Below are 11878 nucleotides of genomic sequence, written 5' to 3'. Positions count from 1 at the left end.
ACATTCGTCACTTGGATGCTCAACTGCGGCGCTCGTTCCGTCGGCTCCACGGTTCCCAGCAACTCCTGTGGTCGTGCATCCTCGTGTCCGATCTGCCGTGGTCGTGAGTCATGTATCCATTATCTAGTGAAAGATCAATATCTACGCTCCAAAGGGAGATGACATGTTGAGACGATTGACAACCAGGGCTGCCATCGCGTTGGGGTTCCTAACTGTGGCGTTGCCGGCGGCCGGACAAGTCTCGACTGAGTTCACTCTGCGAGGCGACTGTCAGACTCGCCTTCACGAGTATCAAAAGAAGCCCTACCCCGGACACTTCTTCTACGTCGAGGATCCCGGGTCCACCAAGTACCGTTGCGGTTTCAGCTTCGAAGATCCCGGCGAGTTCGACCGATATCCGAGCTCTGCCCAGACCGCATTCAGTTTCTGTCAGAACGGGGCGGACGAAAGGGGGATCAAGGCTCAGTGCGCCGTCATTGCCCGGGGTGCTGCGATCGTGGCTCGCTCATACGCCGAGGCCCAGTCGCGTCAGGACACAACAAGCCTCGTGGTCGACTCGATGCGATGCGGTCAGACCCCGCTAAGCCGGTGGGCATGGGCCGAGCGAGCCTTCTGCGATCTCCCGTGGCACGGCCCCGCAAAAGCCAGCGGTATTGTGATATGGAATCACGGAATCTTTGGAACCTCGGTGCAGTATGCCGGCCCTGTGCCCCCAGTGTTCAGACTCCTACAGAGCCGCGGGTGGGACGTTGTCAAGATCGCGCGGAACAACCTTGGAGAGACTTCCATCGAGCAGTCCCTATATCAGGGCATTCAACGAACGGTGGACGAGATCACGGTTTGGCGGCGGGAAGGCTATGCGCGCGTCATTCTGGCCGGCCAGTCCTTCGGGGGCTACATCACGCTAGACGCCGCAGAGTCTTCCAAGGACATCTATGGGGTCGTGGCCATGGCACCGGGTGTCACAACTCGGGGAGGGGGCGGCCGATTCGACGCCGGAACAACTGAACGAACGCTTGGCCGGCTTTCTGTGGAGCGGCTGGTGTTGATCCTTCCGCGCAACGACCAACTTTTCAATAGTGTTGCGCGCGGCCCCGGCGCGGTAGCCGCCCTCGCAGGACGTGCCGGTTCTTCCCTGTTACTCGACGAAAGGTACGACATCGTGGAGCACGGCGGAGGGACGACCGGGAAGTTTGCCATCAAGTATGGCCCGTGTCTCGTCCAGTACGTGGCTAGCCTCGAGGCAGGGAAGGGGTCCGTGCACTGCCAGGAAGATGAGGCACTGCAGGAGCGGGCTGCGAAGGAACTGTTGCCAAGACTCCCCAACACTGTGCGACTCTCGGTCGCTGAAGCAACGCAGACCGAGGGCAAGCCAATTCGTGGACAGTGGTACGGCATCCTAGAGCCTTCCGGAGAAGTCGTGTCGTATGGGATCGCCGATGTGGACGGCGTAGGCCCGCGAGCGATGTTCAGATCATTCTCTGGCTGGCGACGGGGAGGCCTCTACGCCTTCTCGGTCAGCGAAGGGGCTGTGACGTTCCGACTGTCCGATCGCGGATCTGTGATGGTGAAGGAAAGGACCTTGACCTGGACCCCCGCAGACGGCCGAAGTCCACAGACGGCAAAACTCTTGCCCTTGGGCGGCTCTTAGTCTGATGAGTCGATCGTGACAGGTTCCATAAGTTCTCTTCCTTCACTCCGGCGCGACAACACTGTGACAAGGCAGACCCCGAGGGAGGCCTCTCGGGCGAGGCGGGCCAAGACTGAGAACGGGCTTTATGGCATCTACGCGCAGGCCTTCTTCACCGCCCGCCGCATCGATCTGGGCGGGAAGACCCTCGACCAGTATCTTGAGCAGCTGCGTGTCGCGGTCCGCTTCCAGGAGCGCGAGCCGGCGTCCCTCGTCGCCTACCTCGCCAGGGTCATGAAACCAAAGCGCTAGTCGCTGCCGAAGAGCCGCTTGAAGAAGGTCTTGACGCTGGTGCCGAAGGAGGTCGCGCCCTCTTTGGTTTTCTCCCAGGCGGTCTTCGCGGGCGGCTCAGCCGCCTCGCCGGCTTCCTTGAACTTCTCGCCCGTCAGCTTGGCGCCTTCGACCACGGTGTTGCCGATTCCCTTGGCCGTCTCCTCGACGCCTTCGATGATCTTGCCCTCGCCGATCTTCTTGGCGCCGGTCTCCACCTGCTTGGTGGCCTGGTCCACCTTGGACGTGTCGGCGGCCGAAGCGGGCAGGGGCCCCGCGGCGAGGAGCGCAGCGACGGTCAGCGCGATCAGGGTCCAGAGAAATCCACGCTTCATTAGGCACCTCCATCGATTGGCATGCTCACGCCCCCTAGGGTAACACCATGCGGGGGCCGGCATGAACGCCGTGCCTGGCTGTGTCCAGCCGGTCGATGCCTTGCGTTGGCCTGGCCGTGCCTGCCAGGGCCACGATTGCCGATACGGGATAGTCCACTCAGTTTGAAAGCCCAAGGCTCTCGAGCCAGTCAGTGCCAGGGTGTGGCAGCCCCATGGGTACGGAGTACGGGCAGTGGTGCGCTTTGACACGGCCGCCCAGCCCGCCTAGACTCCCGCTGAATACTCCTCGGTAACCGCTGGCTCGTCGGGAGGACCGCGATGCGAATGCGTTCAGCTGGGCTCCCTCTGCTCTTCATCCTCGGTCTCCTCGCCGTGCTGCTCGCTGCCATCGCCGGCGCGGCGGTTCCCCGCGTGATCTACGTCTCCTGCGACCCCCGCACCCTGGCCCGCGACCTGGGGATCCTGACCCGCGCCGGCTTCCGATGCGTGACGCTCCATCCGATCGACCTGTTTCCGCAGACCTTTCACATGGAGACCGTCGGGCTGCTGGAGCGGGCGCCGGCGTGAGCGCAGGCTGCCCCATATGAGGGAACAGGCGGGATGGGATTGAAAACATGTCGGACCTAAGACGCAGAGCTATCCGAGGCCTGAAGGCCGGAGACACCTTCGAGATTACGCGCACGTTCACCCGTGAGGACACTGTCGCGTTCGGTGCGTTGACTCGGGACTACAATCCCGTGCACTACGAGCCTCGATTCGCTCAGGACAAGGGTTTCTCCGGGATCGTCTGCCACGGCCTTCTGACCGGGAGCATGATCTGCGAAGTGGGCGGGCAGATCGCCTGGCTCGCGACGGGCATGAGCTTCCGTTTCCGCCGCCCCGTGTACCCGGGAGATACTATTGCTTGCCGTCTAGTCATCAGCGAGGTTGACGAACGGGGAAGGGCGCGGGCCGCAGCCACATTTACCAACCAGCACGGCGAGCAGGTCGCGACCGCGGGGTTGACCGGGTATTTCCCCACCGGCCGGGCCCGCGAGATCCTCGCCGATATGGTGGCCGAAGGGGACCCGACCAATGCGATCTGACGTTCCGATGACGCGGCGTGCTGTGACAAGGCAGGTCCCGAGGGAGGACCCTCGGGCGCGGCGGGCCATGACTGAGAACGGGGGTTATGTTATCGACGCTCTGCGAGAGATTCTGCGGCTGAAGTACGAGCAGGGCCTGCTCCAGGCGCGTCTTGACATCCCACCGCACGCGTGATCATATATGTGACCAGTGGTCACATATATGATCACCAGCAACACTGTCCGAACCGTCCGCTCCGTCGATCGTGCGATCGACGCGCTGGAAGCGGTGGCGCGCAGCCCCGTGCCGTTGACGCTGGCGCAGCTGGTCGAGACCCTGGAGGTGCCGAAGAGCACGACCCTCAACATCGCGCGCACGCTCGTGCGCCGCCGGCTGCTCGACTTCGATGGTTCGTCGAAGACCTACCGTATCGGGTACTTCCTCGCCGGCCTCGCGTCCGCCATGCCGCAGGGCGGCGATCTGCGCAGCCTCGCCAAGCCGTACCTCGAACGCCTGGCGCTGGACACGCGGGAGGTCGTGTACCTCGGCATGCTCGAGGGCAACGAGATCGTTTTTATCGAGAAGATCGAGTCGTCACAGCCCATCCGCTACATCGCGCAGGTCGGCACCCGGCGTCCCCTGCACTGTACGGCGGGCGGCAAGATGTGCCTGGCGATGCAGCCGGATACCTACATACAGCGGTACATCGCCGAGGTCGGTCTCGAGAAGTACACCGCCCACACAATTACGACGCCCGCGGCGCTACGGCGCAACCTGCAGGAGATCCGCCGGCGCGGCTACGCGGTCAGCAACGGCGAGTTCCTCGAGGATCTCACGGGCCTCTCCGTGCCGATCCTTCACCCTGGGCAGGCAGCCGCCGATCGGCACGCGCTTGTGGTGGCCGGTCCATCCTTCCGCGTTCGCAAGCGCGCCCGAAACATCCTTGCGCTCATGAAGAAGGCCGCCGCCGGGGTGGCCGAGGAAGCCGGCCTATTCGGCGCGACGGTGACGAAAGGAGCCGCACAGTGACGATTCGAGTGTTCGATCCTTCGGTCGAAATGAAAGTCGAGCGGACGGTTCGGAAGACCGTCTCGCACTCGCTCGAGGGCATGCGCGTGGCCGTCCTCAACAACGGTTGGCGCAGCATGGACCTCATGTCGCGCACGTTCGCGAAGTACTTCCCCGAGCGTTACGGCGTGGCGGCGGTGCGCGAGTGGCGCATCCCGACCTCGAACGAGACGCCGGCGGCGCTGCTCGAGGAGGTCGTCGCGACGAGCGACGTCGCGATCGTCGGCCTCGCCAATTGAGGGGCCTGCACAGCGTGGAGTGTCCACGACCAAACAGTGCTCTCGAAGCGCGGCATCCCGGCGGTGGTGCTGGTCACGGAACGGTTCGTGTCGCTGGCGACGGAAGTCCTGAAATCGCGCGGTGTCGATCTCGGCTGCATGGTGACGCTGCCGAAGACCGAGCTCACGGAGTACGGCGACGAGTCGGTGATGCTCGGCATCGCCGAGGCCTCGGTAGCGTTGATCCTCAAGGCGCTGAGAGGCGAATGAGGGGGCGATGACCACAGCCATCGCCTCTCGAGCGTTCGAACTCGCCGATCCCGATGCCGTCTTCGACTTCTATTACCGGCAGGGGTGGACCGACGGCCTACCGATCGTGCCGCCCACCGAGGACAAGATTCTGGCCATGCTCGCCGCGCTTCGGCGCGGACCGGACGAGATCATCGCGGTCGTCGCTCCACGGATGGCCCCGGCGACCGCGGAAAAGGTCGCGATCAACATGGTCATGGCCGGCTGCCTGCCTGCGTACGCCCCCGTTGTCGCCGCCGGTGTGGCTGCTGTGTGCGCGCCAACGTTCAACCTTCACGGTATTCAGACGACGACCAACCCCGTGGCGCCGCTGCTGCTCGTCAACGGGCCCATCCGGAGCGGCGTGGAATTGAACTGCGGCCGCAACGCGCTCGGGCCGGGGCGTCGCTCGAACGCGGCCATCGGCCGGGCGATGCGCTTCATCCTGCAGAATATCGGCGGCGGCACGCCGGGCGAGGTCGACAAGTCCACACTCGGCATGCCGGGCAAGTACACGTTCTGCTTCGGTGAGGACGAGGAGAACAGCCCGTGGACGCCGCTTCATGTCGACCGCGGCTTCGCCGTCGAGGACAGCGTGGCGACGGTCATCGGCGCGCAGGGAACACACAACATCTGTCACCTCGGCCCGCATGGCCGCGGCGCTCTCGACCTCGTTGCGGACGCGATGGCCACCAAGGGCAACAACAACGTGTTCATCGGCGCGGGCAATCCTCTGGTCGTGCTGCCGTCTGGCCACGCCCAGCGCTTGGCGGCGGAAGGGTTCTCGAAGCACGACGTGCAGGCGTACCTCTGGGAGCACTCGGGGATGCCGGAGGCGTCATACGACGCCGCCGAGATCGCGCCGATGTTCACGCCGTGCGTGCACGCAGGGATGGTGCGGGTCACCCGGCGCCCGGAGGACATCCTCGTTGTCGTCGCCGGCGGGCCCGAGCCGTACCACATCACGTATCTGCCGTCCTTCGGAGAGACCGAGGCGATCAGCTGCCGGATTGATGTCTAGGCTCATATTTCGCCAGGGCCTCGAGATGGTGCTGATCGTCTTCGGCGTCTCCACGATCCTGTTCTTCGCCATGCGCTCCACCGGCGATCCGGCCGCGGTGATCGCCGGTCCGAATGCCAGCGGCGAGCAGGTCGAGGCGATACGGCAGCAGCTCGGCCTGACCGCGCCGCTGATGACGCAGTACCGGACGTTCCTCATCGATCTCGTGCACTTCCGATTCGGCGACTCGCTGCTCCTCCAGGTGCCGGCGGTGCGCCTCGTGTTGGAGGCGTTGGTACCGTCTCTCGTGCTCGTCGGCGTGTCAATCGTCGTCACGGTGTGCGTGGCGGTGCCGCTCGGCGTGGTGGCGGCCGTGAATCGCAACTCGCCGCTCGATGGCGCTGTGCGGTTCGTCGTCCTCCTAGGCCAGTCGATGCCGCCCTACTGGCTCGGGCTGCTGCTGATCCTCGTGTTCGCGGTCAAGCTGCGCGTGACGCCGTCCTTCGGGTATGGCGACGCCCGGCATCTGATCCTGCCGGCCGTGACCCTGTCCATGTTCCTGCTCGCCAAGCTCGTGCGTCTGACGCGCGCAAACGTACTGGAGGTGCTGGGCCGCGACTTCGTGCGCACCGCGCGCGCCAAGGGCCTGTCCGAGATGTCGGTGATGTTCAAGCACGCGCTGCGCAACGCGCTCGTCCCCGTCATCATCATCATCGCGGTCGACTTCGGGCAGCTGTTCGGCGGCGCGGTCATCGTGGAGACGATCTTCTCCTGGCCCGGTCTCGGCCAGCGCCTGGTGCAGTCCGTGCTGTCCCGCGACTTCCCCGTCATCCAGGCGACCGTGTTCCTGATCGCACTCATCGTCACCGTGTCGAACACGCTGGCCGAGGTGCTCGCGCGACTCGTCGACCCGCGGTTGCGGGCGTGAGGCGGATCGGTCTTGGCGGCACCCTCGCGCTCCTCGTGCTGCTCATCGACCTCATCTTCGTCGCCGGCGGGCCGCGGCTGATGCTGCTCGATCCGCACGGGCAGAGTCTGCGCGACCGGCTGCTGCCGCCTCTGGTGACCACCGAGGCGGGCCGCCACGTGTTCGGCACCGACCAGCTCGGCCGCGACGTGTTCAGCCGCATCGTCGCCGGCGCGCGGATCACGCTCACCGTGTCCTTCCTGGCCGCGACGACGGCCGCGTCGGTCGGTGTCGTGCTCGGGTTGGTGGCGGGCTACAACGACGGCAGCCTCCGCCACATCATCACTCGGCTGGGCGACCTGCAGCTGTCGTTCCCGTTCATCGTGATCGCCGTCGCGGTGCTGTCGGTCGTCGAGCGCAGCGTGTGGAACTTCGTCATCGTGCTCGCCTCGTGGGGCTGGGCGCCCTTCGCCAAGGTCACCAGCGCGGAGGTGCAGGGCCTGCGCAACACGGAATTCGTGGTCTCGGCGCGGGCGATCGGTGGCTCCGCCGGCCGGGTGCTCTTCCGCCACATCGCGCCCAGCGTGATGCCGTCGGTCGTCGTGCTGTGGAGCTTTCAGCTCTCGCTGATGATCATTGCCGAGAGCGGGCTGAGCTTCCTCGGCCTCGGCGTGGCATTCCCACAGATCTCGTGGGGCGAGATCCTCAGCAGCGGCCGCGAATACCTGGAGCGCGCGTGGTGGCTGGCGACGTTGCCCGGGTTGGCGATCATGGCCACCGTCCTTGCCGTCAACGTGCTCGGTGACCGGTTCCGCGACTGGCTCGATCCCCGCAAAGGGCTGACCGTCTAAGGAGGCGCAAGAGTGACCAACAAGACGAAGGAATCGCCGCTGGCCGGCGTGCGCGTGCTCGACATTGGCCACGCGCTCGCGGCGCCGATGGCGGCCACGCTGCTCGGCGACTTCGGCGCGGACGTCATCAAGGTCGAGCGGCCCGACGGCGGCGACGCGATGCGGCGACTGGGTCCCTTCAAGGACGGCGTGTCGCTGTGGTGGAAGGTCTCCGCGCGCAACAAGAAGTGCGTCACGCTCAACATCCAGTCGCCGGAGGGCAAGCAGCTCCTGGAGCGCCTGGTCGAGCAGAGCGACGTGCTGGTCGAGAACTACCGCCCTGGGACGCTCGAGCGCCTGGGGCTGGGCTGGGACCGCCTGCACGCCATCAACCCGCGCCTCGTCGTGCTCCGCATCTCCGGCTATGGCCAGACGGGACCGCGCCGTAAGTCACCGGGCTTCGGCCGCGCCGGTGAGGCGATGAGCGGCGTGGTGCACGTCACGGGCTTCGCCGAGGGCGCGCCGATGCACATCGGGTTTTCGCTCGCGGACACGGTCTCGGGGCTCATGGGCGCCTACGGCGTGATGATGGCGCTCTACTGGCGCGATCAGGGCGGCGGCGAAGGCCAGGTGATCGATCTGGCGCTCTACGAGACGCTCTTCCGCCTCATCGAGTGGCAGGTGATCAGTCATCAACAGCTCGGCGTGCTGCCGATGCGCCAGGGGAACAACTTCCCGTTCCCGCTGTCCACGGTGCTGTCCAACGTCTACCGCACGCGCGACGAGCGCTGGGTCACGGTCTCCGCGGCCACGCCGCCGGTGGTGCGTCGCGTCGCGCGGATGCTCGGCGTGCCGATCGACGAATCGATCCTGCCGGACATCAAGGCGATCGATCAGATGCTGGTGGGTTGGATGGCCGAGCGCTCGCTGGAAGAGGTGCTCACCGAGTTCGAGCGCGCCGATGCGGTGGCCGCGCCCGTCTACGACATGGACATGATCGTCAAGGATCCGACCTACGAGGCGCGTGGCAACCTCATCACCGTGGACGACGACGAGCTCGGGCCGGTGCGGATGCAGAACGTCGTGCCGTCGATGTCGCGCACGGCCGGCGAGGTGCAGTGGACGGGCCCGGCGCTCGGTGCCCACAACGACGAAGTGTTTGGATCGCTGCTCGGGCTGGCCGCGCCCGCGCTTGCGGAGTTGCGCGCCCGCGGCGCGATTTGAGGGGGAGACGACCGCATGCAGCTCTACCGAACGATGCTCTTCATCCCGGCCCAGAAGGACCGGTGGATCGCCAAGGCCGGCGGGCTCGGGGCCGATTCCATCATCCTCGACCTCGAGGATGCGCTTCCGGACGATCTCAAGGCGCCGACGCGGGCGCGAATCGGCGCCGCTATCGACGCCGTCGCCGACGCCGGAGTCCCGTGCTTCGTACGGACGAATGCGATGGCGACAGGAATGCTCTTCGAGGATCTCGACGCGGTGGCCACCCCTGCGCTCACGGGCATCGTGCTCGCCAAGGTCGACACACCAGAGGAGGTGCGGATCATCGACACCTTTCTGTCCGACCTCGAGCGCCGGCGCGGTATTCCCGACCGGCGCATCGAGCTGGTGATCACCGCGGAGACGGCCAACTGCATCGAGCACGCGTACGACATCTGCGCCGCCTCGCCGCGCGTGGGGACGATCATGGGTGGGACCGCGCGCGGCGGCGACATCAACCGCGCGATCGGGTACGTGTGGACGCGTGACGGCATCGAGAGCCTCTACCTGCGCTCGCGCATCGTTGTCGGCGCGCGCGCGGCCGGTATTCAGTATCCGATCTCGGGTATCTGGACCGATATCGAAGACCTCGACGGCCTGCGCGCCCACGCGCTCCGCAACCGGCAGCTCGGATACCGCGGCGAATTCGTCATCCATCCGTCCCACGTGCCGATCGTCAATGAGGTCTACACGCCCTCGAAGGACGACATTGAGTACAGTCGCGGGGTCCTCGAGGCCATGGCCGCCGCCGAGCGTGCCGGCTCGGCCGGCGTGCGATTCCGCGGCGAGCTCATCGACTACGCCCACGTCCGGTCCGCGCGTGACACGCTCGCGCTCGTTGACCGGTTCCGCACCGTTCAACCGCTCGAAAGGAGACGCCTGTGATCCGTCGCGCCGTCACGCTTCTGTCCGTCCTGCTCATCACCGTGGGGCTGCTCTGGCCCACCGCCGCCGGTGCCGACCGCGACACCCTCTCGATCGGCCTGTCCGGCATCCCGGACACGATGGATCCGCACTTGCTCTGGAGCACCACCTGGATGCCGTCGTACTACGCGCTCTACGACGCCCTCACCGTGATCGGCGACAATAACGACGCCCAGCCCAACCTGGCCGTGTCGTGGAAGCGCCTGAATCCCACCACCTGGGAGTTCAAGCTGCGCGACAAGGTGAAGTTTCACAACGGCGAGCCGTTCACCTCGGAGTCGGTGAAGTTCACGCTGGACCGCGTCATCGACCCGGCGACCAAGGCGGCCGTGAAGAACCGGGTGCCGACGATCAAGGCCGTCGAGGCCGTGGATCCGCTCACGGTACGTATCGTCACCGCCGCGCCCGATCCGAACATCGCGAAGACGGTGTCGGTCGTGTTCATCCTGCCCGCGAAGTACGCCAAGGAGAAGGGGCCGGCCGGCTTCGCCGAGGCGCCGGTGGGGACTGGGATGTTCCGGCTGGCAGAGTTCCGGCGCAACGGGCACGTGAAGCTCGAGGCCGTGGACAACGGCTGGCGTCCGATGCCAAAGGTCAAGACCGTGATCTTCAAGCACCTGCCGGAGAACGGCACGCGGATCGCCGCGCTTCGCAGCGGCGACGTCGATTTCATCAACCCGGTGCCTCCTGACGAGGCGGCCGGTCTGGAGAAGGACGGGTTCAAGGCCGCCGCGTCCTACACGGGCTGGAGCTACGTCATTCCTCTGAAGGGCTCCACGCAGGCCGGCAGTCCGCTTGCGAATCCGAAGGTGCGACAGGCGCTCAACTACGCGGTCGACAAGGACGCCATCATCAAATACGTGCTGCACGGCTACGGCAAGCCGCTCGCTGGCCAGAACGTCGGGCAGGACGGGTTCGGCTACAACCCAGCGCTCAAGCCGTTTCCGGCCGATGCGGCGCGGGCGCGGGAGCTCCTCAAGCAGGCTGGCTACCCGAATGGCTTCGAGGCGACCTGGTTCGGCACCGTCGGTTTCTATCCCAATGACAAGCAGGTGATCGAGGCGATCGTCGGTGACCTCGCCAAGGTCGGAGTGCGCGTCAAGCTGCAGACCGTCGACCAGGGCTCCTTCGCCAAGCACCTCTATGGCGGGACACTCAGCGACCTCGTGCTGCTCCGCTGGACATACTTTCCGTCGCTCGACTTCGACTTCGTCGTCAACCTGAACCGCTGCCAGAACAGCACCAAGCTCTTCTGCGACGAGCGCGTGGACCGCATGCTCGACGAGTCGCGCCAGGCGTCGACGCCAGTTGCGCGCGAGAAGATGTTGCAGAAGATCTCGGAGCTCCTTTACGAGGGCCCGAACGCTATCTACCTGTTCCAGCCCGGCAGCGTGTCGGCGATGACCGGGTCAGTGAAGGGCTTCCGTCCCCGCTCGGAGGCGATCCTCTGGCTCGACACCGTCGAGAAGGAGAAATAGCCGTGGAGACGACCATTACCGTTCTCACGCCCGTCCCCGAGTGGCGCCAGTCGGCGGCGGCGGGGCGATCTCTGCCGGCCAGCCTGCAGGGTAAGCGCATCGGCTTTCTCGACAACACGAAGGCCAACTTCGCCGAGCTGGCGCGGCAGTTCGGCGATGTACTGGTGGAGCGGTACGGCGCCGCCAGCGTCACGGTGCGACGCAAGGCCAACGCCGCCACGCCGGCGGCGCCGGAGATCATCGAGGCACTCTCGAAGGAGTGCGACGTCGTCTTTACGGGCTCCGGGGACTGAGGGGCGTGTACGTCGTGGAGTATCCACGACGCAGCGGAGTTGCACGGCAAGGGCATCCTTGCGGCCGCCATCTGCACCCATCCCTTCGAGCCGATGGCGCGGCGGGAGCGCGAGGGCTTGGGGCTGCCCGACCTGCCGGTGCTCTTCATCGGACATCCATTGGGAGGGCTTCGCGCCGAGGAGGTCGGCACGCGGGTGGCCGAGACGGTCGAAGCCTTCGACAAGCTCATGCCGCAGAAATGAGGAGGG

The 11878-nt window shown here is 65.8% G+C and carries 16 protein-coding genes; 15 read left to right on the top strand and 1 reads right to left on the bottom strand.

Annotated features, from left to right (window positions below; translation table 11 throughout):
- Positions 1–163: 163 nt before the first annotated feature.
- Positions 164–1651, top strand: a complete 1488-nt coding sequence (locus Q7W02_22975; protein ID MDO8479001.1) for an alpha/beta hydrolase — start codon at positions 164–166, stop codon at positions 1649–1651.
- A 63-nt stretch (positions 1652–1714) separates the two neighbouring features.
- Complete coding sequence (locus tag Q7W02_22970) at positions 1715–1942, top strand: hypothetical protein (GenBank protein MDO8479000.1); 228 nt, start codon at positions 1715–1717, stop codon at positions 1940–1942.
- On the opposite strand, the gene Q7W02_22965 is transcribed toward Q7W02_22970, so the two are convergent.
- A complete protein-coding gene (locus Q7W02_22965) occupies positions 1939–2295 on the bottom strand; it encodes a hypothetical protein (protein MDO8478999.1) in 357 nt (118 codons plus the stop codon). The genes Q7W02_22970 and Q7W02_22965 overlap by 4 nt on opposite strands.
- Before the next feature lie 318 nt (positions 2296–2613).
- Here Q7W02_22965 and Q7W02_22960 point away from each other — a divergent pair, with 318 nt between their 5' ends.
- The 13 genes from Q7W02_22960 (at position 2614) to Q7W02_22900 (ending at position 11872) form a co-directional block, all read left to right on the top strand.
- A complete protein-coding gene (locus Q7W02_22960; GenBank protein MDO8478998.1) occupies positions 2614–2862 on the top strand; it encodes a hypothetical protein in 249 nt (82 codons plus the stop codon).
- Positions 2863–2909: 47 nt separating this feature from the next.
- Positions 2910–3380: a MaoC family dehydratase gene (locus Q7W02_22955; GenBank protein MDO8478997.1), complete on the top strand. Its 471-nt coding sequence runs from the start codon at positions 2910–2912 to the stop codon at positions 3378–3380.
- Between the two features lie 202 nt (positions 3381–3582).
- Positions 3583–4389: an IclR family transcriptional regulator gene (locus Q7W02_22950; protein ID MDO8478996.1), complete on the top strand. Its 807-nt coding sequence runs from the start codon at positions 3583–3585 to the stop codon at positions 4387–4389.
- Positions 4386–4667 carry a hypothetical protein gene (locus tag Q7W02_22945; protein MDO8478995.1) on the top strand — a complete coding sequence of 94 codons (282 nt, stop codon included), beginning with the start codon at positions 4386–4388 and terminating at the stop codon, positions 4665–4667. The genes Q7W02_22950 and Q7W02_22945 overlap by 4 nt, the downstream gene beginning before the upstream one ends.
- 36 nt (positions 4668–4703) lie before the next feature.
- On the top strand, positions 4704–4916 hold the full coding sequence (locus Q7W02_22940) for a hypothetical protein (protein MDO8478994.1): 213 nt from the start codon (positions 4704–4706) through the stop codon (positions 4914–4916).
- A 7-nt stretch (positions 4917–4923) separates the two neighbouring features.
- Positions 4924–5955 carry a hypothetical protein gene (locus tag Q7W02_22935; protein ID MDO8478993.1) on the top strand — a complete coding sequence of 344 codons (1032 nt, stop codon included), beginning with the start codon at positions 4924–4926 and terminating at the stop codon, positions 5953–5955.
- Positions 5948–6862: an ABC transporter permease gene (locus Q7W02_22930; GenBank protein ID MDO8478992.1), complete on the top strand. Its 915-nt coding sequence runs from the start codon at positions 5948–5950 to the stop codon at positions 6860–6862. Before Q7W02_22935 ends, Q7W02_22930 begins: the two co-directional genes overlap by 8 nt.
- Positions 6859–7692, top strand: a complete 834-nt coding sequence (locus tag Q7W02_22925; protein MDO8478991.1) for an ABC transporter permease — start codon at positions 6859–6861, stop codon at positions 7690–7692. The genes Q7W02_22930 and Q7W02_22925 overlap by 4 nt, the downstream gene beginning before the upstream one ends.
- 12 nt (positions 7693–7704) lie before the next feature.
- Positions 7705–8895: a CoA transferase gene (locus Q7W02_22920; GenBank protein ID MDO8478990.1), complete on the top strand. Its 1191-nt coding sequence runs from the start codon at positions 7705–7707 to the stop codon at positions 8893–8895.
- Between the two features lie 15 nt (positions 8896–8910).
- A complete protein-coding gene (locus Q7W02_22915; protein ID MDO8478989.1) occupies positions 8911–9819 on the top strand; it encodes a CoA ester lyase in 909 nt (302 codons plus the stop codon).
- Positions 9816–11336, top strand: a complete 1521-nt coding sequence (locus Q7W02_22910) for an ABC transporter substrate-binding protein (protein ID MDO8478988.1) — start codon at positions 9816–9818, stop codon at positions 11334–11336. Before Q7W02_22915 ends, Q7W02_22910 begins: the two co-directional genes overlap by 4 nt.
- Positions 11337–11338: 2 nt before the next feature.
- Positions 11339–11629 (top strand): hypothetical protein, encoded by a 291-nt coding sequence (locus Q7W02_22905; protein ID MDO8478987.1) that lies wholly within the window; start codon positions 11339–11341, stop codon positions 11627–11629.
- A 39-nt stretch (positions 11630–11668) separates the two neighbouring features.
- A complete protein-coding gene (locus Q7W02_22900) occupies positions 11669–11872 on the top strand; it encodes a hypothetical protein (GenBank protein ID MDO8478986.1) in 204 nt (67 codons plus the stop codon).
- The last annotated feature ends 6 nt before the right edge of the window (positions 11873–11878 follow it).

Source organism: Candidatus Rokuibacteriota bacterium, assembly GCA_030647435.1.
Taxonomy (GTDB): domain Bacteria; phylum Methylomirabilota; class Methylomirabilia; order Rokubacteriales; family CSP1-6; genus AR37.
The sequence above is the reverse complement of the archived record's forward strand: the minus strand, read 5'-3'. Positions and strand labels throughout refer to the sequence as shown.

Coding starts and splice junctions, on each gene's coding strand:
- Q7W02_22965 (MDO8478999.1), bottom strand. CDS start 2,295: ATGAAGCGTGGATTTCTCTGGACCCTGATCGCGCTGACCGTCGCTGCG.
- Q7W02_22915 (MDO8478989.1), top strand. CDS start 8,911: ATGCAGCTCTACCGAACGATGCTCTTCATCCCGGCCCAGAAGGACCGG.
- Q7W02_22950 (MDO8478996.1), top strand. CDS start 3,583: ATGATCACCAGCAACACTGTCCGAACCGTCCGCTCCGTCGATCGTGCG.
- Q7W02_22935 (MDO8478993.1), top strand. CDS start 4,924: ATGACCACAGCCATCGCCTCTCGAGCGTTCGAACTCGCCGATCCCGAT.
- Q7W02_22930 (MDO8478992.1), top strand. CDS start 5,948: ATGTCTAGGCTCATATTTCGCCAGGGCCTCGAGATGGTGCTGATCGTC.
- Q7W02_22955 (MDO8478997.1), top strand. CDS start 2,910: ATGTCGGACCTAAGACGCAGAGCTATCCGAGGCCTGAAGGCCGGAGAC.
- Q7W02_22960 (MDO8478998.1), top strand. CDS start 2,614: ATGCGAATGCGTTCAGCTGGGCTCCCTCTGCTCTTCATCCTCGGTCTC.
- Q7W02_22975 (MDO8479001.1), top strand. CDS start 164: ATGTTGAGACGATTGACAACCAGGGCTGCCATCGCGTTGGGGTTCCTA.